This window comes from Collinsella sp. SGI.184 (assembly GCF_050313415.1).
Lineage (GTDB): Bacteria > Actinomycetota > Coriobacteriia > Coriobacteriales > Coriobacteriaceae > Collinsella.
This window is the reverse complement of the sequence record NZ_JBNPLJ010000002.1, coordinates 88,936-115,183: the sequence shown is the minus strand read 5'-3', so window position 1 is coordinate 115,183 and position 26,248 is coordinate 88,936. Positions and strand designations below refer to the sequence as shown.

Below are 26,248 nucleotides of genomic sequence, written 5' to 3'. Positions count from 1 at the left end.
AATGACCAAGAACCGCACCGAGGTCGCGGACATCGACCGCAGCCTCTACGACTTCACCTATGGCGAGGAGGGATTCGAGCGCCTCGACGCCGGCATCACGCCCGACATCGTGCGCGAGATCAGCGCCAAGAAGGACGAGCCGCAGTGGATGCTCGACCTGCGCTTAAAATCCCTCGAGATCTTCAACCGTTTTCCCGACCCGACGTGGGGCCCCTCCATCGAGGGCCTGGACATGGACAACATCGTCACCTACGTCAAACCCAACACCGACCAAAAGCACGACTGGGAGTCGGTGCCCGACGACATCAAGAACACCTTTGAGCGCCTGGGCATCCCCGAGGCCGAGCGCAGCTACCTGGCGGGCGTCGGCGCGCAGTACGACTCCGAGCTCGTCTACCACAACATGCAGGACACCGCGTCCAAAATGGGCATCGTCTACTCCGGCATCGAGGAGGCCCTGCACGACCCGCGGTGGGAGCCGCTCATCCACGAGAAGTTTATGACGCTCATCCCGCCCACCGACCACAAGTTTGCGGCCCTGCACGGCGCCGTATGGTCGGGCGGCTCGTTTGTCTACGTGCCCAAGGACACCAAGCTCGATTTTCCGCTGCAGAGCTACTTCCGCCTCAACGCCAAGGGCGCCGGCCAGTTTGAACACACGCTCATCATCGTCGAGGACGACGCCGACCTGCACTTTATCGAGGGCTGCTCCGCGCCCAAGTACAACGTGGCCAACCTCCACGCCGGCGCTGTGGAGCTCTTTGTGGGCAAGCGCGCGCACCTGCGCTATTCGACCATCGAGAACTGGTCCAAGAACATGTACAACCTCAACACCAAGCGTGCGCGAGTGGACGAGGACGGCGACATCGAGTGGATCAGCGGCTCCTTCGGCAGCCACGTGGGCTACCTCTACCCCATGAGCGTGCTCAACGGCCGCCGCGCCCGCTCGAGCTTTACCGGCATCACCTTTGCCGGCGCCGGCCAGAACCTCGATACCGGCTGCAAGGTCGTACTCAACGCGCCCGAAACCTCGGCGACCGTCGAGACCAAGGGCATCTCCAAGAGCGGTGGCATCCAGACCTTCCGCAGCTCCATCGTGGCCACGCCTAAGGCCGAGGGCTCCAAGGCAACCGTGAGCTGTCAGTCGCTCATGCTCGACGACCAGAGCCGCTCCGATACCATCCCCGCCATGGACATCCGCGCCAAGAACGTCGACATCGGCCACGAGGCCACCATCGGCCGCATTGGCGACGACAAGGTGTTCTATCTGATGAGCCGCGGCATCTCGGAGGAAGAGGCCCGCACCATGATCGTCAACGGCTTTGCCAACCCGGTCTCCAAGGAGCTGCCGCTTGAGTACGCCGTCGAGATGAACAACCTGATCAAGCTCGAGATGGAAGGAGCGATCGGATAATGAAACAGGCCACGAACACGCCGAACGCATTTACGTCATCCGAGCTTCTGCAGTGCGACGTATCGGGAGCGACGAGCCCGACGACGCGTACTAAAGGTACGCGAGGAGGGTCGGAGCCCCGAGACGGCGTGCTGCAGGAGATCGGGGGCGTCAATGCGATGCCGGCCGCCACATGGGGCTGGCTCAAGATGAACCAGACTAAGCTCGAGCTTTCGGACGAACTTGCCTCCGCTCCCGCCGAGGCCGTTGAGGTCGAGGGCCTGGACGAGCAGATCCATGGCACGGCCGAAGCCTTCGACGCCGCCATGGACGCCATGGCCGAGCGCTTCCCCGAGCGCCGCGCCTCTGCCCCCGGCGACGCCGCCGACCGCGCCCGCATCACACCCGAGACCGAGCTCGACGTGCCTGCCACCTCCGTCTACCAGGCCGGTGCCATCAAGCTCGAGGAGGAGCTCTCCCCCGCTGAAGCCTTCGAGACCGGCATGGGCGAGGCCGCCTACGCCTATCTGGCCGACCATGCCACCAAGCACATCGTCATCGATGTGCCCGCCTACGGCCGTGCCACGGTTACCGTGCGCGTGAGTGGCGTCGACGCCGCGGCTGCGATTGCCGCCATCGATGTCGTCGCCCGCCCGCAGGCAACGCTCGACCTGCAGATCGCCCTGGACTCCCCCGTTACCGGCGAGGGCGTCGTGGGCTCCGTGCTACGCGTGTGCGCCCACGAGTACGCCACCGTCAACATGACCTGCACGCAGACGCTCGACGACAGCTGGATCGCGCTCGACGACACCGGCCTGTTCCTGGACGAGGGCGCGCGCGTCAACGTGCAGCACACCGTACTGGGTGCTGGCGCCAGCGCCACCGGCCTTGCCGGCGACCTGCTGGGCGACACCGCCAAGGTTACGATCGATACCGATTACCTGGGCGCCCGCCAGCAGGTGCGCGACTTTAACTACGAGCTTCGTCACCGCGGCCGCAAGACCGAGTGCGAAATCGATGCCAACGGCGTGCTGACCGGCACGTCCAAGAAGGTCTACCGCGGCACTATCGATCTCGTGCACGGCTGCAAGGGTGCCGTCGGCACCGAGCGCGAGACGGTGCTCTTGGCCAACAAGGGCGTCGACAACAAGACCGTTCCCGTCATCCTCTGCGACGAGGACGACGTCGCCGGCAACCACGGCGCCACCATCGGCCACGTCCGCGACGAGCAGCTGTTCTACCTCGCCTGCCGCGGCCTTGACCAAAATGCCGCCGAGGACCTGTTCATCCGTGCCAAGCTGGAGGACGCCGCACTTTCCGCGACCGACGAGCGCACCCGCGGCGCCGTCGTCCGCCTGGGCAACAACCTGATCGATAACTTTGAGGAGGAGCTCGCATGATCGACACCGAGCACGTTAAATGCGATACCTGTACTGCCCCCGAGCCCATGGAGTTCGACGCCAGCGATGAGGCCTCGCGCGGCTGGCCTACCGTCGACATCGAGACCAACCCCTACAAGGCGCAGTTCCCGCTGTTCCAGCAGCACCCCGAGATCGCCTTCCTCGATAGCGCCGCCACCGCGCAGCGCCCCGCCTGCGTGCTCGACGCCGAGCGTGACTTCTACCAGCGCATGAACGCCAACCCCCTGCGCGGCCTGTACTCGCTGTCCGTCGAGGCCACCGAGGCCATCGCGAAGGTGCGCCAGCAGATCGCCGACCTCATCGGCGCCTCCCAGGCTAATGAGATCGTCTTCACCCGCAACACGAGCGAGTCGCTCAACCTGGTCGCCAAGAGCTTTGCGCCCACGGTGCTCGAACCCGGCGACGAGGTCGTCATCACCATCATGGAGCACCACTCCAACCTGATTCCGTGGCAGCAGGTCTGCCGCGAGACCGGCGCCAAGCTCGTCTACCTCTACCCCACCAAGACCGGTCAGCTCACGACCGAGGAAGTGCTTGCCAAGGTTGGCCCCAAGACCAAGATTCTGGCCGTGGGTCAGATCTCTAACGTGCTGGGCGTCGAGAACCCGGTCAAGAATCTCGGCAAGCTCGTGCATAAGTACGGCGGCTATCTGGTCGTCGACGGCGCGCAGTCGCTGCCGCACATGCCGGTCAACGTGGCCGATCTGGGCGCCGACTTCTTTGCCTTTAGCGCGCACAAGGCCATGGGTCCTATGGGCATCGGCGTGCTGTGGGGCAAGATGGATCTGCTCAACGCCATGCCGCCCATGCTTACCGGTGGCGAGATGATCGATTCGGTCACCGAGCAGGACGCCGTCTGGGCGCCCGTCCCCGAGAAGTTCGAGGCCGGCACGCAGGACGCCGCCGGCGTCTTCGCCACGGGCGCGGCGCTTGATTACCTGGTCAACACGGTGGGCTACGAAAACATCCAGGCCCGTGAGCAGGCACTCGTCCACTACCTGATGGGCGAGCTCATGCAGCTCGACTTTGTCCAGATCATCGGCTCCATCTATTGGGACAACCACCACGGGGTCGTGAGCTTTAACGTCAAGGGCATCCACCCTCACGACGTCGCGAGCATCATGGACATGGACGGCGTCTGCATCCGTGCCGGCCACCACTGCGCGCAGCCGCTGCTCACCTGGCTGGGCGTCGAGAACCTTGCCTGCTGCCGCGCCAGCGTGGCCTTCTACAACGACAAGGCCGATATCGATAAGTTCATCGCCGGCCTGCATCACGTTTGGAGCACGTTCAATGGGTAATCTGTACACCTCCACCACGTTTATGGAGCACAACACCCACCCCGACTACAAGTACGAGATGGATGCCCCCACGCACGAGCACGACGGCATCAACCCCAGCTGCGGCGATGAGCTCACCCTGCAGCTGCGTGTCGAGAACGATGTAATCGAGGAGGCTTCCTTTACCGGGCACGGCTGCGCCATCAGCCAGGCCAGCGCCGACATCATGGCCGACCTCATCACGGGCGAAACGGTCGAGGAGGCTCGTCGTCTGGCAGGGCTTTTCCTCGCCATGATCCGTGGCGAGGAGCTCTCCGAGGAAGACTTGGAAGACCTAGACGAGGCCGCTCAGCTCCAGGACATCTCACACATGCCCGCCCGCGTCAAATGCGCTGAGCTCGCATGGCGAACTCTCGACGGCATGCTCGAGGGTCAGGCTAACCAGTAACGGATGCCCCGAATCCAAGGTTTTTGATTGCCGAGCCGCCCGATACGGGCGGCTCGGCTTTTTCATAACGAGCGCACGCGCAGCCACGCTTCCGGCGCCCAATCTTCATTTATCGCACGGCCAACCGCAAGCACAAGCGTTTTTCACAGTACCAAAGGCTTGCCACAGGGCCACGGGGCACGCCGAGCAAAGCGCCAGGCACCGTCCTACTAGGCTCCGGCTCGCCTCCTGCCTTCCGCAGACGGGTCCCATAGGGTGCGGCGTGCATTTTTGCGAGTATTCAGCACGCCAAGCTATGTGCATACAAATCACGAGCATAGATTAGCGCCTTCGGGCGCGTATATATTGCGTTTTAGAACAGGCATTACGGTCTACGGGGACGCAAACGCGTGCTTCGGGGCGTATTGGCAGACAAATAATTGTCTCGGGGCCCGCAAGTTGCAAGGCTATAGCAGTTCCGACAGCACTACGATGCTGAAAACTCCGCTTTTTGCACGGCGTGGACGGGGGTAGGCACGGGCAAAACCGGACTGAGCTATTGTTTTATGCAAGACGGCAATCATTCTATGCATATTTAGAAGTGTAGCTAACGTCCAAGCATTTAGAATGATGGTCCCAGTGGGCAGACAGCCCTATCCCAGGCTGTCATCAGTCCGCACCGCCGTTCGAGCACGGGCGCGCACAATACGAGAAGCGGTACTTTTGCTTATCCCCGTATACCGCTCAATCTGGCGCACCGTAAAACCAGCATCGTGCAAGCCAAGAATAACGATACTGCGCTGCGCCGGCGGCGCCGCTTTAACCCCCTGGAGCGCAACCCCGCATCCCTTCGCCAACTCGTCGGCAAAGGCGCGCCGCTCCAACTCCATCTCTACCAAATCGCGCATCGCCGGATCGCCGCCGTCGGGCGTCGAAAGCGAATAGGCAATAAAGGCTTTGGCAGAACCAAAAAGCTCAAGCACGCAAGAAGGATCGGAAAACACCCTCCTAGCATCTGCCTCGTCACCGTCGTAAACGCGCAGATGCTCCGCAAAGCTGCTCCAGGGATACCGCTCAATTAGGTTGATGCCCGCATCCTGCGGATCGGCGTGAACGGAGCGAACAGCCTCCATCACCTGTCGGTCGGTATCGAGCGAGCGGCGCTCAAAACGCTCCCGGAACAGGCAGCCCGATCGCCCAGTACGCTTATTGAACCGACGAGCATACGTCAACAGCAGGCGTTGCATGGCTGCACTCATGTTGTCCTCATAATCCAAAAGTACCAGATCCACATGGTCGCCCATGAGGCACCACGCCGCAATCGTTACCTGGGCATCGCGGCAGCAGTCGCGCATCAGCTCCAAAAACTCCCACCGGTCCTCGTCGCTCTCAAAGATCAGCTGACTGCCCATACCGCGGGCACAGACATGGTAAAAACCGGTGATCGTTTTCCAAACACGCTGCATGGCGCTCCCTTCGCCGGGACCTGCTTACCGTCCAATACATCACGATTGAAACGTGCCATCAAAACATTCACGCAAAATGGCACCCGTCGACGGTAAAAGGCGGCAAACCGACGGCGAATGGCATCATAACCACAGGCTAGACACCGCAACATGGGCAAGAACTAACCAATAACTTGACCAGAACTGACCCCCTAAAACGTATCGCATAACCGCAACCAAGCTTGTTAAATCGTTTCAATTGAAAGTTCCGCGTTTCTCGCTACGAAAACTGCGCCGTTCGCCGAATATTCCGTGCATTTCGCGGTATTATAGGGGCTGCATGTCATGTCCCTTTCGAAGGGTCGCCCGGCAATCACCAGCCACGACCTCCAGACGGGACGCCAACACGATAGAGAGGAGAGGCATGCAGTACTCACAGGAAGTGGAGAACATGTGCCCCGTTGCCAAGGGTGCATACCACGGCCCCGCACCCATCCCCGAGGAGGGCAAGTGGGTCCAGGCTAAGGAGATTTCCGACATCTCCGGTCTTACGCACGGTGTGGGTTGGTGCGCACCTCAGCAGGGCGCCTGCAAGCTCACGCTGAACGTCAAGGACGGCATCATCGAGGAGGCCCTCGTTGAGACCATCGGCTGCTCGGGCATGACCCACTCTGCTGCCATGGCTTCCGAGATCCTTCCCGGCAAGACCATCCTCGAGGCCCTCAACACCGACCTCGTCTGCGACGCCATCAACGTTGCTATGCGCGAGATCTTCCTGCAGATCGTTTACGGCCGCAGCCAGACCGCGTTCTCCGAGGGCGGCCTGCCCGTGGGCGCCTCCCTCGACGACCTCGGCAAGGGCCTTCGCTCTCAGGTCGGCACCATGTTCGGCACCAAGGCCAAGGGCGCTCGTTACCTCGAGCTCGCTCAGGGCTACGTCACCCGCATGGCTCTCAACGACAAGAACGAGATCATCGCGTTCGAGTTCCTGAACCTCGGCAAGTTCACCGACGCCGTCAAGGCCGGCAAGACCCCCGAGGAGGCCATCGCTGGCGCCATGGGCCACTATGGTCAGTGGGAGAACGCTGCCAAGTACATCGACCCGCGCACCGACGAGGAGACTCACTCCGTCGCCAGCGTGTTCCCGGTTCACGAGTAGAAAGGGAGGGAAATAACTATGACTGTTACGTTCGAAGGTTACGAGCGCCGCGCTGACAAGATCAACAAGTGCCTCGCCGACAACGGCATCGCCTCCCTCGAGGAAGCTCTGCAGATCTGCACCGACAAGGGCTTCAACCCGCGTGAGATCGTCAACAACACCCAGTCCATCGCCTTCCAGAACGCCGAGTGGGCCTACACCCTCGGTTGCGCTCTCGCTGTCAAGCGTGGCGCCAAGAACGCTTCTGAGGCTGCCGCCATCATCGGCGAGGGCATCCAGGCCTTCACCGTTCCCGGCTCCGTCGCCGAGGACCGCAAGGTCGGTCTGGGCCACGGCAACCTGGGCGCTATGCTGCTCTCCGACGACACCGAGTGCTTCGCCTTCCTGGCCGGCCACGAGTCCTTCGCTGCCGCTGAGGGCGCTATCGGCCTGGCTCTGAACGCCAACAAGGCTCGTAAGAAGCCGCTGCGCGTTATCCTCAACGGTCTGGGCAAGGACGCCGCCCAGATCATCGCCCGCATCAACGGCTTCACCTACGTGAAGACCCAGTTCGACTACTACACGGGCGAGCTCAAGGTCGTCGAGACCATCCCCTACTCCGATGGTCCCCGCGCTGCCGTTAACTGCTACGGCTCCGACGACGTCCGCGAGGGCGTTGCCATCATGTGGCACGAGAACGTCGACATCTCGATCACCGGCAACTCCACCAACCCCACGCGCTTCCAGCACCCCGTCGCTGGCACCTACAAGAAGGAGCGCATCGAGGCTGGCAAGAAGTACTTCTCCGTCGCCTCTGGTGGCGGCACTGGCCGTACCCTGCACCCGGACAACATGGGCGCCGGCCCTGCCTCCTACGGCATGACCGACACCATGGGCCGTATGCACTCCGACGCCCAGTTCGCCGGTTCTTCCTCCGTGCCTGCACACGTCGACATGATGGGTCTCATCGGCATGGGCAACAACCCCATGGTCGGTGCTACCGTCGCCTGCGCTGTCGCCGTCGAGGAGGCCCTCAAGGCCTAATCGCGCCCGCGCGATGCTCATATAGTTGAGCTTCGGAGCCGCTATCCACCCGGGTAGCGGCTCTTTTTTATTCCAAAACAGCCAATCGCTTTGGATTGCTCCACGAAACCGGCCCATCTACTACGTTTAACCAGCGCAGGTCGACCATAGCCGGGTTTTTTGAAAATCAATAAGCCGTCTACCTGCGGTTTTAATTTTGTGATTCTCGGTATGGTTGGGGGGTGACCGCTCAAACGTAGTAGATAGGCCCATTTCGTGGCGAGCGGATCGACCCGAGGCGCAGGACAGCTCGTAAAGCCCCGTCTCAAATTGACTACTCCAAAATAGATGTCCGATATATCAGTTGCAGCGAAATACGAGATGCCCGGAGACGAAGCCAGCGAATGCGTATGACGTCCACCTGCCATATTCGCCCTTTACCGAATAGCGCGGCCTTTGCATCGCATTAGTCGATCACCCATGCGAAAATGCGCCGGACGAGAAAGGAATCCCATGGAATCGACTGATGTACTGGTAATAGGATCTGGCATTGCGGGCCTTTGTGCCGCCATAGAAGCGGCGCGCGCGGGCGCGACCGTTGCCGTCGCAAGCGCCGGCAAGACCATGAGTGGATCGAGCTTCTTCCCGGGCACCTGGGGCCTAGGTCTCATCGGTCCCGTTAACGAAGACGACGAACAGAATCTCATCGACACCATCCAAGCCGTCGGCGGCGGCGTCGCCGACCCTACGCTCGTCCAGACGTTCGTCCACGGCATTCCCCAGGCCATCCAATGGCTCGAGCAGGATCTAGGTGTTGAGCTCCAACGCCCGCAAAGCGCCGAGAGCGCCCTGCAGAAGCAATTTATCCCCTGCTTTGACCATAAGACGCGCATATGGCGCGGCCTCACCCGCAAGCCCCTTGAGGACGCGTGTGCGGCCCAGATCGAGTCTCTCGGCATTCGCCTACTCCCCCGCCACGAGCTTATCGACCTTGTTGAGGACACAACCGGAAAGATTATCGGCGCCGTACTCTACGACCGCACAAACAAGCATCTCGTACCTATGGCAGCTAAGGCCACTATCATCGCTGCGGGCGGCACGGGTGGCCTGTTCGAGCGAAGCCTCACTTCCGCCGACGTGCTCAGCTCCTCGCAGGCCATCGCGCTGGCACACGGCGCAACGCTCACTAATATAGAGTTCATGCAGATGATGCCGGGCTTCATCGAGCCCAAGCGCAACCTTGTCTTTAACGAGAAGACCTGGCGCTACGTACATGTAGACCAGCCGGTCGATATCGCCGACGAAAAGCTAGACGATCTGCTTGACCAGCGCTCCGGATATGGTCCCTTCACCTCGCGCTTGGCCTCCCGCGCCATCGATCTTGCCATCGATCAAGCGGGTGCTGAAGGTCTGGCGCTCCACTACGACTTCCCCCGCGAGGACGTCCCCGAGTTTGTGCAGACCTTTGCCACCTGGCTACAAGACGAGCACGGCATCGCGCCGACCGACGAGATGCGTGTGGCGATGTATGCCCACGCCGCCAATGGCGGCATCAAAATCGACAAGACCGCATACACGGGCGTTGAGGGCCTCTATGCCTGCGGCGAGGCGACAGGCGGCATGCACGGGGCCGATCGCATTGGTGGCCTGTCAAGCGCCAACGGCATCGTGTTTGGGCGCATCGCGGGCGCCTCGGCAGCCCAAACAGCACAGAATGCACCTGAGGTGGCCCCAAAGGCGGATGTCGCCCTCCCCCAGCATGGCATTGCCACAACAGACGCCGAGCGCCTGACCCGCGGCCTTAAGCACACGATGAGTACCTATTGCATGATCAACCGCACCGAAGGGGGCCTATCCAAGGCACTACACGAGCTTGAGGGCTTGAAGACGGAGGCAACGACCTTGAGCACACAGAAAGCTCAGGACAGCGAAATCGCAGCCCTCGCCCGCCTGCAATCGCAGATTCAACTAGCACAGGAAATGGTCAAAGCCATGCGCAAACGGACCGAAAGCCTCGGATCGCACTATCGAGCGGACTAAACTAGACACCCATCTAAAGCAGAACACAACTAATCGATATCTATGGGCCCCGTGAGCTCGAGGTGGCACGGGGTCCATTGTACGTGGCAGCCTCATCGACCGTGGAATTGTCCCCGAGAATCTACCGCCTGCCGAGGATACAAAGAAGCTCGAACGTCGCGTGAAAGCAGACGAGAAAAAACTCAAGGAGGGCACAGACGGATTCACCGACCCCCAGGGCAGGCTCGACTTGTAAAGCGTCTGTGCCCTTTCGGGTTCGACCCCATGCGAGGTCAACAAAAAAGCGACCAGCCGAAGCCAGTCGCTTTAACATGCTTTGGTGGGCCGTCAGGGGGTCAGCCTGCTGCGCAGGCGGCCGCTGCGGCGCTTCGCGCCTTGCGCGCTGCGCTGGTAAATGCTCACGCATTTCCTCAGCTCCGCGCCCTTTCGGGTTCGACCCCATGCGAGGTCAACAAAAAAGACGGCCAACTTTCGCTGACCGTCTTAACATGCTTTGGTGGGCCGTCAGGGGGTCGAACCCTGGACCTTGGGATTAAGAGTCCCCTGCTCTACCAACTGAGCTAACGACCCAAAGCTAAAGTCCTTAGTAGCGGACTTTAGAGGAGATATCGTGTGGTGGGCCGTCAGGGGGTCGAACCCTGGACCTTGGGATTAAGAGTCCCCTGCTCTACCAACTGAGCTAACGACCCGATATCAACACGAAGCAAGAACTGGGGTGGGTAAAGGGACTCGAACCCTCGACCTACGGGACCACAACCCGTCGCTCTAGCCAACTGAGCTACACCCACCGTGTCCTGTGCGCTTCGCGCTCGACTATTATTGCAAGGAACGCCACGCGACGCAAGCCCCAATTTTCAAGAATTTTGAAAAGAGTTTTTCGGATCCATTTCGAGCAAATCCCACCGGTTCCACAGGAGTAAACTTGCCCCACCCCGATGTTCGAAAGGACAAGCATGAAAGAACTCTCCAATCGCACGGCAACGTTTACCGATTCGGTCATCCGCCGCATGACGCGCATCTCCGATATGTACGGCGCCGTCAACCTCTCGCAGGGCTTCCCCGACTTTGATCCCCCAGCGCAGCTGCTCAAGAGCCTGGGCACCATCGCCACCGATCCCAAACCGCTCTACCACCAGTACTCCATCACCTGGGGCTCCCAGGCCATGCGCGAGGCGCTTGCCGCCAAACAGGAGCACTTTATGGGCATGCCGATCGACCCCAACCAGAACATCGTGGTCACTTGCGGCTCCACCGAGGCCATGATGGCTGCCATGATGACGGTCACCAACCCCGGCGACAAGGTCGTCATCTTCTCGCCGTTCTACGAGAACTACGGCGCCGACACGATCCTTTCGGGTGCCGAGCCCATCTACGTGCCGCTCAACCCGCCCACATTCGACTTTGACCGCGAGACACTCGAGGCGGCCTTCCGCGACAACGACCCCAAGGCCATCGTCCTGTGCAACCCTTCCAATCCCTGCGGCAAGGTCTTTACGCGCGAAGAGCTCACCTTTATCGCCGATCTCTGCAAAAAGTACGACGCCTACTGCATCACCGACGAGGTATACGAGCACATCGTCTACGCGCCCCACGAGCACGTCTATATAGCCACGCTGCCCGGCATGTTCGAGCGCACCATCAGCTGCAGTTCGCTGTCCAAGACGTACTCCATCACCGGCTGGCGTCTGGGCTACACCATCGCCCCGGCCCAGATTACCGAGCGCATCAAGAAGGTCCACGACTTCCTCACTGTGGGTGCCGCCGCTCCCCTGCAGGAAGCCGTTGTCACCGCCCTCAACTTCGACGACAGCTATTACCAGGAGGTCCTCGATCTCTACACAGCCAAGCGCGATCTGTTCTGCCAGGGGCTCGATAGCATTGGTCTTGAGCATAACGTGCCGCAGGGCGCCTACTACGTCATGATGGACATCTCTGAGTTTGGCTATGACAGCGACCTCGACTTCTGCGAGGACCTCGCGTCTAAGGTGGGCGTGGGCGCCGTGCCCGGCTCGAGCTTCTTCCGTGAGCCCGTCAACCATCTGATTCGCCTCCACTTTGCCAAGCGAGACGAGACGATTAACGCGGCGCTGGAGAACCTCAAGTCGCTACGCGATAAAATCAAGCCGCGTGGGTAAGGACGGCCCGGCAACTAAAGCACCCAAAGAAGCCCCACACCGCACGCGCGTTGTGGGGCTTCTTTTTATAGCGCTTTCTTAATTAGTTTAAAGCGCTATACTTTAGTCACGGAGCAACTCGTCCCAGGGGGAGGAATACTATGGCAGAGCAGCAGCTTATCGGAGCGCTCGAGGCCGGCGGCACCAAGATGGTCTGTGCCACGGGCTATGCAGACGGTACGGTCCTGGAGCGTGAGCAGATCGCAACCACGACCCCGCAGGAGACCGTTGAGGCCGTCAACGCATGGTTTGCAAACAAGGGCATCGCCGCGCTGGGCATCGGCGCCTTTGGCCCCACTGCAGTCAACCCTGCCTCGCCCCAATACGGCAAGATCTTGGAGACGCCCAAGACGGCATGGCGCTACTTTGACCTGCTGGGCACCATCCAAAACGAGCTCAATATTCCCTGTGGCTACGACACCGACGTCAACGTCGCCTGCTTGGGCGAGGTCACCTTTGGTTGCGCCCAGGGCCTCACCGACGTGGTGTATCTGACCATCGGCACCGGTGTGGGCGCCGGTGTGCTCTCGGGCGGCCAGCTCGTTCATGGCATGATGCATCCCGAGGCAGGGCACATCCTGGTCACACGCGATCCGCGCGACACCATCGGCGAGCACAGCGGCTGTCCTTTCCACGACAACTGCCTCGAGGGCCTCATCGCAGGCCCCGGCATTAAAAAGCGCTGGGATGGCAAAAGCGCCGGAGACATGGCCGATGACCCGGAGGCCATGGACCTGCTCGCAGGCTACCTGGCACAGGCGCTCATGACCTACACGCTGTGCTATGCGCCGCAAAAGATCATCATCGGCGGCGGCGTGGCCGACCACACCCCCATCGTGCCGCTCGCCCGCAAAAAGTGCGCCGAGATGCTCAACGGCTATATCGTCACGCCCGAGGTCAACGACATCGATACCTACATTGTCAACAACAGCCTCGAGGGTAAGCAGGGCATCATGGGCTGTCTGGCCCTTGGCGCACAGGCGCTCCAGTAAAGGGTGCACCAACGACACACGGTATTGCCGGGCCCGTATAACGCGCAGACAACGCTATCGCGTCCTGCAGGGCCCCCAAACGCACAAGGCCGTCTAGGACCAAGCAAAACGTCCTAGGCGGCCTTTTTGGTGCATACAAGCGATCGGAGGAGATATCGGAGCACGACGCCGGTAGCCGCTCCGCAGCAGTCAATCATCACGTCGGTAATCATGCCGGCGCGCCCCGGCACAAATAACTGAATCGTCTCGTCGATTGAGGGGACCAGCAACAGAAAAACCACCGTGGGAAGCAGTCTGTCAAAAGTGCGTCGACCCTCGATATCAAAGGCATGTGTCACCAAAACACCAAGCACCATATACTCGGTAAAGTGTGCGCACTTGCGGACGACAAAGTTGGTTACCCATTCATACGGCAGGCTCAAGCTATGCAATAGCCCGCGGACGTCCTCCATGATCGCCAGGCTCAGTGAGCCGGACCCCGTGCCGGGAACCAGTGAATTGCCCCAAATCAGCAACACCATGGCGCAGGCCGCAACCGCCCACTTACGATCGATCTTAATCATGCAGAACTAGGCCTCGGCACGTAGCGGCGTAAAACTGGCGGTACCGCCCTCGATAACACTCAAATAGGCACGGCCCGTACGCTTGGCGGTAGAGGACTGCAGGCGCTCGATCTCTTCCTCAAGGATCTGATTGACGCGCTCGTGGCGACGGTTTTCCATAACGCCGGCGGCGATAGCCTCGGCGCGCTCGATACCCTCGCGCGAGATACGCGCGGTATCCTCGGGAAACACGGAGCTGTGGCGGCCGACATAGACGGGAGCAACAGACACAGGTGAGGCCGCAGGCGTGGGCATCGGCGCGGGGGCGGGCTCGGCGACCTCGGCCATGATCGCCATGGCGGCGGCCCACATGTCCTCGTGGCCCGAATAATCGGCCATGGGGATATCTTCCTCGAGGGAGGCATCGGGGAGACTGTCGGTATCCACGCGATTCTGGGCATCGATAGAGGCAGTGATGGCGGCGGGCTCGTCCAAATCGGCGAGATCCACACCCTTGGCATCGGAAATGATGGGCATGCTGGCGAGCTTGGCGTTGTACGGCACCGCCTCCGCGGCCTGCATTTGGGCCGAAGCGCCCCAAAGCGAGCTTTCGGCAGCACGACGAGCGGCGATGGTCTCCTCGTCGACAACCAGGGGCTCATCGGCAAGGGGGTCGGCGACAGGAGCCGGCTGAGCTGCGCCCTGCTGGCCGGTCGAAGCGGCCGCCGCGGCAGAGGTGTACGCAGCCGAAGAAGCACCGTTATAGGCGGCATTATTGGCAGCGTTGGCCACAAGCGCCACGAAAGCTGCAGTGCTGCCCGCAGGGGCGGCATGAGAGCCCGAGACGGCACGTGCGGCAGCAGCGATGTCGTCGCGGTTATAGGAGCCAGTCTTTTCACCGTTTGTGAGCTCGTCAATTGCGACCTGGTAGACATCGCGCGAGCGAGCGGGATCGCAGCTAACCGGCGAATCGTCGTCGAGCATGCTATCGATCATAGCCCAGGCATCGGCCTCGTCCATGGCGTTGGCGGCACGGGCGATGGTCGGAACGCCATCATCGGCATGACGGCGCTGAAACGCGCCGGTCAGACCGGAGAGAAGCGAAGAGGATTGACCCTGCTCGTCCAAAGTGACAGGAGAAGCAGCCCGGGGAGCAGCCTCCTCCTGCTGAACGGGAATAGAGGCGGTCTTGAACTCGTTGTAGGTCCGACTAAACTGAGCGGCTCCGCCCACGGCATCGGGCTCAAACAGGCGGCCATCGTGCTCCGCACGATACTCAGAGATACCCAGCGAGGCGGCATAGATACCCACGCCGGCCACTGCGCCCACGGCAAAGGGAACAGCACCCGCGACAACCGTCTCGTTGATTGACGAAAACGGCAGTGTAGCGGCATACACGACCACGGGTGCGGCAAGGCCGATCCCGCAGGAAAGTCCGGCAAGGACTGCTCGTTGTGTTGCATCAGAAGAAGCCATGAGCTCTCCCCATCTTCCAGCACCCAAATCGCATCATTCAGTTGGCTGCGCGAGAGAAGATGAAGCGGGGCCTGAGCCCCAAAGCAACGGTATAAGGTTCGTTTCATCTGCGTTTTCCGTCGCGAAGCTTAACTGCTATTATGCGAAACACCCTTGGGGATTGCAAGCGACGAAGCGGAATTGAAACGGGAAAATCGCTGCTTGCCGGTCGTGAGGTCAATAATCGTTGGCGAGCGGCTATACGAAAAGGGCCAGGATCTAAACCCCGGCCCTTCTGGCATGTCTATGGTTGCTGTCGCGTGCAGCGGACGGACTAGAACATCTGCTCGTAGTCGCTGTGCTTTTTGGCCGAACGCACCAGGAACTCCTGGTTGGTATTGGTGCCCTTGAGGCCCTTGATAAACGATGCTGCCGCGCGCTCGGTATTGTTCATGCCGGCGAGGATGCGGCGCAGGCCAAAGACAAACGGACGCATCTGCTCGTCGACCAGCAGGTCCTCGTTGCGCGTGCCCGAGGCAACGGGGTCGATGGCCGGGAAGATGCGGCGGTCGGCCAGATCGCGATCGAGCTTGAGCTCCATGTTGCCGGTGCCCTTGAACTCCTCAAAGATGACCTCGTCCATCTTGGAGCCGGTATCGATAAGGGCGGAAGCAAGGATGGTGAGTGAGCCGCCGTTTTCGATATTGCGGGCAGCACCCAGGAAGCGCTTGGGCGGATACAGGGCCGCCGAATCGACGCCGCCCGAAAGGATGCGGCCCGAGGCGGGCGCCGCCAGGTTGTACGCACGGGCAAGACGCGTGATGGAGTCGAGAACCACCACGACGTCGCCGCCCAACTCCACGATGCGCTTGGCGCGCTCGATGACGAGCTCGGCCACGCGGGTATGGTTGTCGGCGGGCATATCGAAGGTCGAGGCCACGACCTCGCCCTCAATGGAGCGCTGCATATCGGTGACCTCTTCGGGGCGCTCGTCGACGAGCAGGCAGATGAGGTGCACCTCGGGATTGTTGATCGAGATAGACTGGCAGATCTTCTTGAGAATCGTGGTCTTACCGGCCTTGGGCGGTGACACGATCAGGCCACGCTGACCCTTGCCGATCGGCGACACGATATCGATGGCGCGACCGGTAATGGAATCCTTGCCATGCTCCATGCGCAGCGGCTCATTGGGGTAGACCGGCGTGAGATCGCCGAACTTGGGGCGGTTACGGGCCTGCTCAGGATCAAGACCGTTGACGGTCGTAATTTTGGCGAGACCGGCACGCTTGTCGCCGCCGCGCGAGGGACGAAGCGAACCCTCGATCACGTCGCCCGTGCGCAGACGCGCGGAGCGGATGAGGTAGGCGGGCACGAAGGCGTCGTCATTGGACTTCATGTAGCCGTGGGCATGGATGATGCCGGAGCTGTCCGGGCGAATCTGCAGGATGCCCTTAATATCGCGGAAGCCCTCGGCCTTCGCGGCTGTGGTGTAGATCTCTTCGACGAGCTCGGCCTTCTTCTTGCCGGTCGTCTCGATCTCGAACTCCTTGGCCTTCTCGCGCAGCTCGGCGACCTTCATGGCCGCGAGCTCCTCGCGCGAAAGCGTTGGCTCGGTCGGAGCTGCGTTGCGCTCCTTGTTGCGCTGTTTGCGGTCGCGCTGACGGCTGCGGCGGTCGTTGTTGCGATCATCCTTGCGCTCGCTGCGCTCATCGTTGCGCTTGTGCTGACGGCGGTTGGGGCGGGAACCCTCTTCGGCCTCAGCGCTCTCGACGGCAGGCGTCGTAGGCGCATCGGCGGTCGCCGGGGTCTCGCCGTCCGACTTAGCGTCGGACTCGGGCTGTTGCTCAGCATCCCCCTGCTGTTCGGCAGACTTGGTCTTGGAAGATTTCTTGCGCGTGCGCTTGGGCTTCTCGCCTGCCGACCGATCGGTGCCCTCCGTCTCGGGAGTCGTGTCGACACTCGCCTCGGTAGACTCAGCTACCGCAGATTCGGCGCCGGACTTCGCCTCTGCCTTAGCTGGGCGTTTGGCTGCGGTGTGACGGCTGCGCCCGGGACGAACGTCGGCAGACTCGGCAGCGGCAGAAACAGCGACCTCAGGAACATCAGCACCCACGGCCGAAACCACGGCAGCCGCTGTAGGCTCGACGAACGCCGGGGCATCTTGGACAGAAGCCGCGGCAGCGGCCGCCTTCTCCGCCTCGACAAATGCCTTGGGCTTGCGGCCGCGGCGATGCGGGCGCAAAGCAGGATCGACGACAAATGCACCGCCGGCCTCGGCAGGCACGACAGACTCAGCAGAGGAAGCGTCCTCCACCGCCGCAGAGCGAACCGGGGTCTCGGCGGCATCGGACGAAGCCTGCTCGGCAGCCTGCTGGACCTTGGCCGCCGTGCGACGGCGCGTGCGCGGAGCCGGCTTTTCTGCTACCTGCTCGGGAGCCGGAGCCGAAGGCGCCTCGGGGGCGGACGGAGCCGCGAGTTCGGTCAGAGCCGCGGCATCGCGCTCGGCGGCACGACGGCGAGCACGAACAACCTGGGCTTCGCTGATCTGCGCAAGCGCGCGGGCCTGCGCAACCTCATCTGAAAGCGGCGCCGAAACCTCGGCGGAAACCGGACGCTTGGCACGCGTCGTGCGCGTGGTGCGGCGTTTGGGCTTTGCAGCCTCATCGCCATCCGCAGCGGGCTTGGCCACACGACGCGTGCGCTTGGGCTTCACGGGCGCAGCCTCCTCCCCGGTAGCAGGCGCGACGGGAACAGGGTTCTCACTCAAAGCCGAGGCAGCGTTCTGGTGTGTCTCGGGGACCGACGCCTGCGACGGTACGGGTTTCGCGATCTGGTCCAACGCAACCGGTGCAGTGGGAGTGGTTTGTGCCGTGCTTATTGCATTTTCTTGCTGTTGATCAGACACAGTGTTTGCTCAACTTTCTTTTAAAGCCCTGCGATCACATGCTCCCTGCATAAACCTTCAGGGCGGCTAAACAGTCTAGCTCCGTTCAAAACACAACGGGCATCATTGATCTGTATCGAGATGATTGCGTCAAATACGCAGCGTTAGTGTAACACAACCGCCACCACCTGCAACTTAGTCATTGGACGTTCTTATACAACTGGTCAAAAGGGACACTCTCCCTCAAAAGCGCTTCCTCTGTCGCACCAGAGGAGTGAAGCCGTGGCATCCGGAATAGCCGCGCCACGAAACGCGCCTATCTACTACGTTTGGCCCGCGACCCCTGACCACCCCCTCGATCTTCCTAAAATCGCAAGCCCGCTACCTGCGGTTTTAATATCGTACTTTTCGGCATGGTTCGGGGTATGCGACTAAACGTAGTAGATAAGCCCGATTCGTGGCGGACGGTTTCGCACCGCTCTCCCACCGGACAAAAATGATCCGTTTTCCTCCGTCCCCAAGGGGTCGTTTTCAAAACGATCGCGGATTACGGTGCAAGAACGGCGTAAGCCAACCATACCCTGCATTTTTAATATTCGGCAAGCCGTCTACCTGCGATTTTATTTTCGCTGCTGTTGATATGGTCGCCAGGCAGCGATTCAGCCCCGTAAACCGGTATAGTTGCGTTTTTGTAGCATTTTCCAACACGCCAAAAAGCCCCGCCAAACGCAAAAAGCCCGACCTCCGCATGGAGATCGGGCTTATAGGGCTCAGCAAAGCCAAACCTACACGGTCAAACGACCCGTAGATTACATCTGCTCGGGTGCAGAAACGCCAACCAGAGTGAGCACCAGGGCGAGCGTCACGCGGACGGCGTCGCAAGCGGCCAGACGGGCGCGTGAAAGCTCGGGATCGACGGGACGGCCCTCGCTCGGAAGCACCTGGCAGGCAGCGTAGAAGCTGTGGAAGTCGCCGGCGAGCTCCTCGGCAAAGTGCGTCAGACGGAACGGGGCGCGGTCACGAGCGCAGCTGGCGATGAGGTCGGTGAGCTCGTTGAGCTTACGCGAAAGGGCAAGCTCGGTGGGGTCGGTCAGCAGCGAGTAGTCGACGTTCTCGCCGATGGCCTTAGCGGCGACGGCCTTCATGCCCATCTCGTCAGCCTGCTCGGGCGTAACGTCAGCGGCACGGCGCAGAATGGAGCACACACGAGCGTGAGCGTACTGCACGTAGTAGACCGGATTGGAGTTATCGCGCTTCTTAACGGCCTCGATATCGAAGTCGACCATCTGGTTGGAGCTCTTGGAGATGAGCGTGTAACGGGCGGCGTCGGAACCGACCTCGTCGACAAGCTCCTGCAGGGTCACCATGGTGCCCTTGCGCTTGGACATACGGACGGGCTTGCCGTTGCGCAGCAGGTTGACGAGCTGGCCCAGCAGAACCTCGAACTTGCCGGGATAGCCAAGAGCGTCGCAGACACAGCGGACGCGGTCGATGTAGCCATGGTGGTCGGCGCCCCAGATGTCGATGACGTGGTCGACGCGCTGGAACTTATCCCAGTGATAGGCGACGTCGGAGGCGAAGTAGGTGTACTCGCCGTCGGACTTGATCAGGACGCGGTCCTTGTCGTCGCCCAGGTCGGTGGAGCGGAACCACAGAGCGCCGTCCTTGGTGTAGAGGTAGCCCATCTTGTCGAGCTTCTCAAAAGCGCGGTCGACGGCGGAGGTGCCGGCGGTCTCGCCCTCGGTGTCCTTCACGTACAGCGAGCGCTCGGAGAACCAACGATCGAAGTCGCAGTTGACGGCGTGGCAAAGGTCGCGCATGTTGTCGACCATCTTTACGTAGCCGCGCTCGCGGAAGCTCTCCATGCGCTCCTGCGGATCGGCGTCGACCCACTTGTCACCGTCGGTGCGCCAGAACTCGGCGGCCTCATCGATGATGTAGTCGCCGCCGTAGGAGTCCTTGCCCAGAGTCTCGGCAAAGTTGTCCTGATACGGATGGGTCTCGGGATGCTCGTCGTTCTCGTCGGCAACAAAGGCATCGCGGTCGGCAATCAGCAGCTTGTGAGCCTCGTCGATATCCACGCCCTGCTTGGCGATGATGTCGGCAAGCTGCATATAGCGCGTGCTGATGGAGTTGCCGAAGGTGTTCATCTGAGAGCCGTGGTCGTTGATATAGAACTCACGCTGGATATCGTAACCGGCATGGTCCATAACACGGCAGAGGGAGTCGCCCAGAGCGGCCCAACGGCCATGGCCAATATGCATGGGGCCGACGGGGTTGGCGGAGACAAACTCGACCTGGGTCTTCAGGCCGCCGCCGACGTTGGACTTAGCGAAGTCCATACCCTTCTCGCGAGCCTCGCCGAAGATAGCGTTCTTGACGGCGACGGAGAGGTAGAAGTTGATGAAGCCAGGGCCGGCGATCTCGACCTTCTCGATCGCGGAATCCTCGGGCATATGGGCAACAACGGCCTCGGCGATCTTGCGCGGGGCGCAGTGAGCCAGCTTGGCGGACTTCAGGGCCATGGTGGAGGTCCACTCGCCATGAGAAGTGTCAGCCGGTCGCTCGATAGCGCAATCGTCAAGTTCAAATGCGGAAAGGTCGCCGGCCTCCTGGGCCGCAGCAAGCGCAGCGCGTACCAGCTCTTCAATCTTCTCGGGCATAGATCCTCCTTGTGTTAAAGCCCCCGAGCTCTTGGTCACTCGTAGGGCAAAAGCCAGAGTTTGCAGCACTCTATCACAAGCAGTAACTACTGTCGCAGGGTAAAGTCAATCGATATTGCATATGCACAAAATTGACCACAGTTGTCGCAAGGCCATTCAAAGATGGCGGTCTGCCTGCTGATTGTGCACCCGACGAAAATGCATAAACATCTGCATGGGCAGCTCAGAATATCGAATACTCTTACCTATCAGATTTGTGTGCTTTTCCTGCATAAAGTAAGGGTTTGCGCACGTCAGCGTGGTATTCTAGACATACGTAAATTCGTATAAGTTGGAGGTAGCATGTTCTCAATCGGTCAACACGTCATTCATCCGGGTCAGGGAGTCTGCACCGTCGTCGGTTTTAGGGAAGACACACCGCAGCCCATGCTGTTGCTCGAGACCAAGCAGGGACATGCGCAGACGATCCTCATGTACCCCGTGGCGCAGGCCGACCGTCTGCATGCCGCCATCTCCCAGCAAGATGCCGAGCACCTACTGAGCCATTACGACGAGCTGGAGTGCGACACCTTTACCGAGCGCAACAGCTCGCTCGAGGAGACGCACTTTAAGCAGCAGCTCAAGCTGGGTGCGCCCGAGACGGTCCGCGTGGCAAAAACCATGATGCACCGTATTCGCCAGGCCGAGGAAGCAGATAAAAAGCCCAGCTCCTACTACATGCGCGTACTCAAGGAAGCCAAGCGCCGCTCCATCGAGGAGATTGCCGTGGCCCTGGGCGTCACCGAGGAGGACGCCGAAGCCCGCCTATCCCAAGCCGCCCTCAACTGACCTGCCAAAAAGGGACAGGTTTATTTTGGCAGGTTTTATCTGGGTAAACGTTAACAAACAATTGGTAAATGGTCGGGTGCTCCGTTTTGTTTGTAAGCCCCGGCCATTTTTCTATCGCCGCGAAAATGCGTGAAGCCCATTTGTGATGACATCACGCGAGGGCCGTCCAGATCGACGCAACCAACGCCCGCATCCACAACAAGCGCACCCGTCTTGCTCAATTACCATTAAAAAGCATCAATTTAAAAACGCAATAACATTTCGGCAGGTAGCAGCTATAGTCGGTGAACTGAATCTCGACAACCGAAGCCCCCGAATGAGGTATCTTCAGCCCATCCAAGCTAAAGGAGGGGCCATGCCGAGAAAACCTCGTTCAAAGTCACCAACCGGTTATTTCCACGTCACGTTGCGTGGAAACGGAGGGCAATTGCTGTTTGACGATGCCGAGGACCGAATCGCCATGCTTCAGATCCTCGATGCAATCCTCCCCAAACACAATATCGAGCTTATCGCTTGGTGCCTTATGGGAAACCATATTCATTTGGCACGGCAATCGTGCAGAGTGTCGCAGGATGCGCTCCGACGGAACTCAAATCCGTCTCCAAGCCACTTCGCAATGAGGCGATTCTCGCGCTTCGAAAACAAGGGCTAACCGTTAAGCAGGTTCAGCTGCTGACAGGACTCGGAACATGGATTATCAAGAACGCGTCCTAACGTCGCGTTTGCCGAGTTACGGGTACGGCGAAGCGCAACTGCCTGCCGCGAGGCGCCGCCATTCGCAAGCGCCACCATGTTAAACAGAAACGCTTCCGCTGAATAACGTCCAACGGAAGCGTTTTCCCAGATAAAACCTGCCAAAATAAACCTGTCCCTTTTTGGCAGGTTAGGCCTGGAAGGTGTCGCGGTCGGGCGCGAAGGACTGCATGGCCGCGATGGTGCGGTCGAAAAGCTCGGGGAGCTCCCAGCCCAGCATCTCGGCGCCCTGCGTAATCACGTCGCGCGAGCAGCCGGCGGCAAAGCGCTTGTCCTTGAACTTCTTCTTGAGCGACTTGGTCGTAAAGTCCATGACGCTCTTGCTCGGACGCATGATGACGGCAGCCCCAATCAGGCCGGTAAGTTCGTCGCAGGCAAACAGGATCTTTTCCATCTGCAGCTCGGGCTTGGGCAGCGAGGTATTGAAGTCCGAGGTATGCGTCTGGATGGCGCGGATGAGCTCGGGCGATGCGCCCTCGCCCTCGAGGATCTCGGCCGCATAGATGGTGTGGTTCACGGGGTCGTCCTCATGCTCCTCCCAATCCAGGTCGTGCAGCAGTCCGACGATGCCCCAAAACTCCTCGTTCTCGGGGTCGAACTCGCGCGCAAAGTAGCGCATGGTGCCCTCGACCGTCTCGCCGTGGGTGATGTGGAACGGATCTTTGTTGTGCTCGTTGAGCAATTCGAACGCACGGTCGCGGGTGATTCCGGCGGAAAGCGTCTGGGACATGGCAATACCTCCAGGTGAGTCGGTGCTAGGACACGGTGTCACTATCGTATATCGCCGCGACTCAAGCCGAAAGGCAGAAAAGGCATACGGAGAAAAAAGCCGGGCGAACGCGTCGCCCGGCAAAACCGCAGATAAAACCTGCCAAAATAAACCTGTCCCTTTTTGGTAGGTTTAGAGGCGGACCTGGCCGGTGCCGCGGAGCTTGTATTTGTAGGTGGTGAGGGCCTCGGCGGCAAAGGGGCCGCGGGCGTGGAGCTTTTGGGTCGAAATGCCGATCTCGGCGCCCAGGCCAAACTCGCCGCCGTCGGTAAAGCGCGTGCTGGCGTTGGCATACACGGCCGAGGCATCGATCTCATCCAAGAAGCGCTCGCAGGCGTCCGCGTCCTCGGCGATGATGGCCTCGGAATGCATAGTGCCATAGCGGTTGATGTGCGCGATGGCCTCGTCCTCGTTCGCCACGACCTTCACGCTCATCTCGAGCGCCAGGTACTCGCGGCCCCAGTCCTCCTCGGTTGCGGCAACAAAGTCATCGCCCTCGGCAAGACCGGCGTCGGCGCATGCGGCACACGCGGCCTCGTCGCCGTGAATCAGCACGCCGTGGTCGTGCAGCACGGCCACGACCGCCGGCAAAAACGAATCTGCCACGGCGCGGTCCACAAGCAGCGACTCGGCGGCGTTGCACACGCCCACGCGCTGGGTCTTAGCATTAACGATAATGTTGAGCGCTTTATCAAAGTCGGCCGACTCATGCACGTAGATGTGGCAGTTTCCCGTGCCCGTCTCGATAACCGGCACAAGCGACTCGCGCACGCAGCGCTGGATCAGGCCCGCACCGCCACGCGGAATAAGCACGTCGACGATACCGCGAAGCTTCATGAGCTCGCCGGTGGCCTCGCGATCGGTGGACTCGATCATCGAGATAGCCTCGCGCGGGAAACCCTTGGCCTCGAGCGCATCGGCCAGCAACTCGGAAATCATGGCGCACGAGTGATAGGCCAGCGAACCGCCGCGCAGAATGCAGGCGTTGCCGGTGCGGATGCAGATGCCCGCGGCATCGGCCGTCACGTTGGGGCGCGCCTCATACACCATGGCGACCAGGCCCAGCGGCACGCTCACGCGGGTGAGGTCCACACCACTTGCAAGTACGCGGTGGTCGAGCACGCGGCCGACAGGATCGGACAGCTCAGCGAGCTTCTCCAGGCCGGCGGCCATGCCCTCGACGCGCTCGGGCGTCAGCAGCAGACGGTCGAGGAGCCCCGCCGAGGTCCCCGCATCGCGCGCAGCGGACATATCGAGCTCGTTGGCGGCGACGATGGAATCGACGCCATCGCGCAGCGCCGCGGCCATGGCGCGCACGGCCTCCTGGCGCTGCTCGTCGCTCGCCGTGGCAAGCGAGGCCGACGCTGCCTTGGCGGCAACGGCAAGATCGTGGACATACGTGGCTATATCGACCGACATGGACGGCCCTTTCTCTTAGAAGTTTGCCAACCATGGTAGCCGATTTGTGCATGCCCTCGCGCATGGCGGTAGAATTGGTCAACCCGAAACACCGCAACGAACGGAAGTACCGCATGGCCCTCATCACTTCGTACCACGTCCCCGGCCTCTATGTCGAGGACCACAGCATCGACGTCCCCTTGGATTGGCGCGGCCTGGAGCCGATGGTCCTGGCCGTCGGCAGCACCATGCGCCGCGGCGCCATGCCGGCGCCCATCGCCGGCGCACCCGAGAGCATCAAGCTTTTCTACCGCGTGGTTTGCGCTCCCGACCGTATCAACGACGACCTGCCACTCCTCCTCTTTTTGCAGGGCGGCCCCGGCGGCGAGAGCCCGCGTCCGCTGTCGCCCACAAGCGACGGCTGGATCGAGGAGGCCGTCAAGCACTTCCGCGTCGTCCTGCCCGACCAGCGCGGTACCGGGCGCAGCAGCTGTGTAGACGGGCGCACGATTGCCGCACTGGGCGAGCGCGCCGAGGCGGCAGGCTCCGATGCGGCCCGCTCGCAGGCGGATTTTCTCAAGCGCCACCTCGCCAGCTCCATCGTGCGCGACTTTGAGTACCTGCGCCTGGTGGGCTTTGGCGGCAAGCCCTGGGTCACACTCGGCCAGAGCTACGGCGGCTTTTTGACGTTGAGCTATCTGTCGCTCTTCCCCGAGGGCGTGACGGCGAGCTTTACCTGCGGTGGCATTCCGCACGTGCCGGCGAGTGCCAGCGAGGTCTACGCGCACACCTTCCCGCGTATGGCGGCCAAGACTCAGCAGTATTACGACCGCTACCCCGCCGACGTCGAGCGCGTGGCGGCCCTGGCAGATGCCCTCGAGGAGCAAAAGCCCGCGCTGCCCGACGGCTCGCCGATGACGGTCGAGCGCCTGCAGCTCATGGGCAGCGACTTTGGCATGAAGCCGAGCTTTGAGCGCATGCACTGGATTATCGACCACGCGTTTGTTAATGGCGACGGTACGCTGAGCTGCGGCTCCTCGGTATCAGACAGCTTTTTGATGCGCGCCTTCGAGCGCACCAACACGCGCACGAATCCGCTGTACTGGACGCTGCAGGAGTTCATCTACGCCGATGGCGACACGATGCCTATTGGCTGGGCAGCCGCCGAGGAAAAGGCCCATCGTGCCGAGTTCGACACCCTCGCGCGCCCACTCATGTTTACCGGCGAGGCCATGTTCCCGTGGATGTTTGAGCAGATGCCCGAGCTCAAGCCCTTCAAGCCCGCCATGGACCTGCTGATGGAAGACACCAGCTGGGACAAGATTTACGACCCGCAGCGCCTGGCCTGCAACGAGGTGCCACTCCAAGCCGCGGTGTATTTCGACGACATGTACGTGGATTCGGGCCTGCAGCTCGACACGCTCAGCCGCGTGGGCAACTCACATGCCTGGGTGACCAACGAGTTCGAGCACGACGGCCTGCACGGCAGTGTGGTATTCAAGCACCTCTTCGACGAGGCCCTCAACCGCGGAGACCTGCGTCGAATCTTCTAGCAAAGGAGTGTCCCCACCTGCCGGCACATAAGAAACGTCCCCAAGTGCCGGCACGAGAAAGACAACGCTG

At 61.1% G+C, this 26,248-nt stretch carries 18 protein-coding genes and 3 tRNA genes; 11 read left to right on the top strand and 10 right to left on the bottom strand.

All coding sequences use genetic code 11. The features are described 5' to 3' along the window. Position 1: 1 nt before the first annotated feature. The 4 genes from sufB (at position 2) to sufU (ending at position 4,542) form a co-directional block, all read left to right on the top strand. On the top strand, positions 2-1,414 hold the full coding sequence (sufB, locus tag ACQRAJ_RS01165; protein ID WP_427747479.1) for a Fe-S cluster assembly protein SufB: 1,413 nt from the start codon (positions 2-4) through the stop codon (positions 1,412-1,414). A 188-nt stretch (positions 1,415-1,602) separates the two neighbouring features. Continuing rightward, complete coding sequence (locus ACQRAJ_RS01160) at positions 1,603-2,793, top strand: SufB/SufD family protein (protein WP_427747478.1); 1,191 nt, start codon at positions 1,603-1,605, stop codon at positions 2,791-2,793. Next, positions 2,790-4,115 (top strand): aminotransferase class V-fold PLP-dependent enzyme, encoded by a 1,326-nt coding sequence (locus ACQRAJ_RS01155; RefSeq protein ID WP_427747477.1) that lies wholly within the window; start codon positions 2,790-2,792, stop codon positions 4,113-4,115. Before ACQRAJ_RS01160 ends, ACQRAJ_RS01155 begins: the two co-directional genes overlap by 4 nt. Then, positions 4,108-4,542, top strand: a complete 435-nt coding sequence (gene sufU, locus ACQRAJ_RS01150) for a Fe-S cluster assembly sulfur transfer protein SufU (protein ID WP_427747476.1) — start codon at positions 4,108-4,110, stop codon at positions 4,540-4,542. Before ACQRAJ_RS01155 ends, sufU begins: the two co-directional genes overlap by 8 nt. Positions 4,543-5,174: 632 nt before the next feature. Here sufU and ACQRAJ_RS01145 read toward each other — a convergent pair. Next, a complete protein-coding gene (locus tag ACQRAJ_RS01145) occupies positions 5,175-5,987 on the bottom strand; it encodes a transposase (RefSeq protein WP_427747475.1) in 813 nt (270 codons plus the stop codon). A gap of 403 nt (positions 5,988-6,390) precedes the next feature. On the opposite strand from ACQRAJ_RS01145, the gene ACQRAJ_RS01140 reads away from it, so the two are divergent. The 3 genes from ACQRAJ_RS01140 to ACQRAJ_RS01130 all read left to right on the top strand — a co-directional run bounded on the left by ACQRAJ_RS01140 (position 6,391) and on the right by ACQRAJ_RS01130 (position 10,167). Then, complete coding sequence (locus ACQRAJ_RS01140) at positions 6,391-7,125, top strand: iron-sulfur cluster assembly scaffold protein (protein ID WP_006235554.1); 735 nt, start codon at positions 6,391-6,393, stop codon at positions 7,123-7,125. Between the two features lie 18 nt (positions 7,126-7,143). After that, positions 7,144-8,148 carry a GGGtGRT protein gene (locus ACQRAJ_RS01135; RefSeq protein WP_154518278.1) on the top strand — a complete coding sequence of 335 codons (1,005 nt, stop codon included), beginning with the start codon at positions 7,144-7,146 and terminating at the stop codon, positions 8,146-8,148. A gap of 492 nt (positions 8,149-8,640) precedes the next feature. Next, complete coding sequence (locus tag ACQRAJ_RS01130) at positions 8,641-10,167, top strand: FAD-dependent oxidoreductase (protein WP_427747474.1); 1,527 nt, start codon at positions 8,641-8,643, stop codon at positions 10,165-10,167. Positions 10,168-10,661: 494 nt separating this feature from the next. Here ACQRAJ_RS01130 and ACQRAJ_RS01125 read toward each other — a convergent pair. The 3 genes from ACQRAJ_RS01125 to ACQRAJ_RS01115 all read right to left on the bottom strand — a co-directional run bounded on the left by ACQRAJ_RS01125 (position 10,662) and on the right by ACQRAJ_RS01115 (position 10,955). Continuing rightward, positions 10,662-10,737: transfer RNA gene (locus ACQRAJ_RS01125), tRNA-Lys, on the bottom strand. A 43-nt stretch (positions 10,738-10,780) separates the two neighbouring features. Beyond that, positions 10,781-10,856 (bottom strand) — tRNA-Lys (locus ACQRAJ_RS01120). Positions 10,857-10,878: 22 nt separating this feature from the next. After that, a tRNA-His gene (locus ACQRAJ_RS01115) sits at positions 10,879-10,955 on the bottom strand. Positions 10,956-11,120: 165 nt separating this feature from the next. On the opposite strand from ACQRAJ_RS01115, the gene ACQRAJ_RS01110 reads away from it, so the two are divergent. Next, entirely contained in the window at positions 11,121-12,302 is a 1,182-nt protein-coding gene (locus tag ACQRAJ_RS01110; RefSeq protein WP_427747473.1) for a pyridoxal phosphate-dependent aminotransferase, read from the top strand. 140 nt (positions 12,303-12,442) lie between these two features. Beyond that, positions 12,443-13,333: an ROK family protein gene (locus ACQRAJ_RS01105; protein ID WP_427727921.1), complete on the top strand. Its 891-nt coding sequence runs from the start codon at positions 12,443-12,445 to the stop codon at positions 13,331-13,333. Positions 13,334-13,446: 113 nt separating this feature from the next. On the opposite strand, the gene ACQRAJ_RS01100 is transcribed toward ACQRAJ_RS01105, so the two are convergent. The 4 genes from ACQRAJ_RS01100 to argS all read right to left on the bottom strand — a co-directional run bounded on the left by ACQRAJ_RS01100 (position 13,447) and on the right by argS (position 20,877). Then, complete coding sequence (locus tag ACQRAJ_RS01100; RefSeq protein WP_427747472.1) at positions 13,447-13,896, bottom strand: VanZ family protein; 450 nt, start codon at positions 13,894-13,896, stop codon at positions 13,447-13,449. Between the two features lie 6 nt (positions 13,897-13,902). Beyond that, positions 13,903-15,351, bottom strand: a complete 1,449-nt coding sequence (locus tag ACQRAJ_RS01095) for a hypothetical protein (RefSeq protein ID WP_427727927.1) — start codon at positions 15,349-15,351, stop codon at positions 13,903-13,905. A 313-nt stretch (positions 15,352-15,664) separates the two neighbouring features. Beyond that, positions 15,665-18,043, bottom strand: a complete 2,379-nt coding sequence (gene rho / locus ACQRAJ_RS01090; RefSeq protein ID WP_427747471.1) for a transcription termination factor Rho — start codon at positions 18,041-18,043, stop codon at positions 15,665-15,667. Positions 18,044-19,023: 980 nt separating this feature from the next. Next, positions 19,024-20,877, bottom strand: coding sequence for an arginine--tRNA ligase (gene argS / locus ACQRAJ_RS01085; protein WP_427747470.1), 1,854 nt, complete (start codon positions 20,875-20,877; stop codon positions 19,024-19,026). A 342-nt stretch (positions 20,878-21,219) separates the two neighbouring features. On the opposite strand from argS, the gene ACQRAJ_RS01080 reads away from it, so the two are divergent. Next, positions 21,220-21,705, top strand: a complete 486-nt coding sequence (locus ACQRAJ_RS01080; protein ID WP_427727935.1) for a CarD family transcriptional regulator — start codon at positions 21,220-21,222, stop codon at positions 21,703-21,705. An 883-nt stretch (positions 21,706-22,588) separates the two neighbouring features. Here the strand turns inward: ACQRAJ_RS01080 and ACQRAJ_RS01075 are convergent. Together ACQRAJ_RS01075 and ACQRAJ_RS01070 are read right to left on the bottom strand one after the other, a co-directional pair. Then, entirely contained in the window at positions 22,589-23,188 is a 600-nt protein-coding gene (locus ACQRAJ_RS01075; protein WP_427747469.1) for an HD domain-containing protein, read from the bottom strand. A 171-nt stretch (positions 23,189-23,359) separates the two neighbouring features. Then, positions 23,360-24,646, bottom strand: coding sequence for a glutamate-5-semialdehyde dehydrogenase (locus tag ACQRAJ_RS01070; RefSeq protein WP_427747468.1), 1,287 nt, complete (start codon positions 24,644-24,646; stop codon positions 23,360-23,362). Positions 24,647-24,759: 113 nt separating this feature from the next. Between ACQRAJ_RS01070 and ACQRAJ_RS01065 the strand changes: the two genes are divergently transcribed. Beyond that, positions 24,760-26,178: an alpha/beta fold hydrolase gene (locus ACQRAJ_RS01065; RefSeq protein ID WP_427747467.1), complete on the top strand. Its 1,419-nt coding sequence runs from the start codon at positions 24,760-24,762 to the stop codon at positions 26,176-26,178. Positions 26,179-26,248: the final 70 nt, after the last annotated feature.

Excerpts from the sequence above, each read along its gene's own strand:
- ACQRAJ_RS01065 (WP_427747467.1), top strand. The coding sequence starts at position 24,760 with ATGGCCCTCATCACTTCGTACCACGTCCCCGGCCTCTATGTCGAGGAC.
- ACQRAJ_RS01160 (WP_427747478.1), top strand. The coding sequence starts at position 1,603 with ATGAACCAGACTAAGCTCGAGCTTTCGGACGAACTTGCCTCCGCTCCC.
- ACQRAJ_RS01135 (WP_154518278.1), top strand. The coding sequence starts at position 7,144 with ATGACTGTTACGTTCGAAGGTTACGAGCGCCGCGCTGACAAGATCAAC.
- ACQRAJ_RS01080 (WP_427727935.1), top strand. The coding sequence starts at position 21,220 with ATGTTCTCAATCGGTCAACACGTCATTCATCCGGGTCAGGGAGTCTGC.
- ACQRAJ_RS01110 (WP_427747473.1), top strand. The coding sequence starts at position 11,121 with ATGAAAGAACTCTCCAATCGCACGGCAACGTTTACCGATTCGGTCATC.
- ACQRAJ_RS01100 (WP_427747472.1), bottom strand. The coding sequence starts at position 13,896 with ATGATTAAGATCGATCGTAAGTGGGCGGTTGCGGCCTGCGCCATGGTG.
- argS (WP_427747470.1), bottom strand. The coding sequence starts at position 20,877 with ATGCCCGAGAAGATTGAAGAGCTGGTACGCGCTGCGCTTGCTGCGGCC.
- sufU (WP_427747476.1), top strand. The coding sequence starts at position 4,108 with ATGGGTAATCTGTACACCTCCACCACGTTTATGGAGCACAACACCCAC.
- sufB (WP_427747479.1), top strand. The coding sequence starts at position 2 with ATGACCAAGAACCGCACCGAGGTCGCGGACATCGACCGCAGCCTCTAC.
- ACQRAJ_RS01070 (WP_427747468.1), bottom strand. The coding sequence starts at position 24,646 with ATGTCGGTCGATATAGCCACGTATGTCCACGATCTTGCCGTTGCCGCC.
- ACQRAJ_RS01095 (WP_427727927.1), bottom strand. The coding sequence starts at position 15,351 with ATGGCTTCTTCTGATGCAACACAACGAGCAGTCCTTGCCGGACTTTCC.
- ACQRAJ_RS01140 (WP_006235554.1), top strand. The coding sequence starts at position 6,391 with ATGCAGTACTCACAGGAAGTGGAGAACATGTGCCCCGTTGCCAAGGGT.
- ACQRAJ_RS01105 (WP_427727921.1), top strand. The coding sequence starts at position 12,443 with ATGGCAGAGCAGCAGCTTATCGGAGCGCTCGAGGCCGGCGGCACCAAG.
- ACQRAJ_RS01130 (WP_427747474.1), top strand. The coding sequence starts at position 8,641 with ATGGAATCGACTGATGTACTGGTAATAGGATCTGGCATTGCGGGCCTT.
- ACQRAJ_RS01075 (WP_427747469.1), bottom strand. The coding sequence starts at position 23,188 with ATGTCCCAGACGCTTTCCGCCGGAATCACCCGCGACCGTGCGTTCGAA.
- ACQRAJ_RS01145 (WP_427747475.1), bottom strand. The coding sequence starts at position 5,987 with ATGCAGCGTGTTTGGAAAACGATCACCGGTTTTTACCATGTCTGTGCC.
- ACQRAJ_RS01155 (WP_427747477.1), top strand. The coding sequence starts at position 2,790 with ATGATCGACACCGAGCACGTTAAATGCGATACCTGTACTGCCCCCGAG.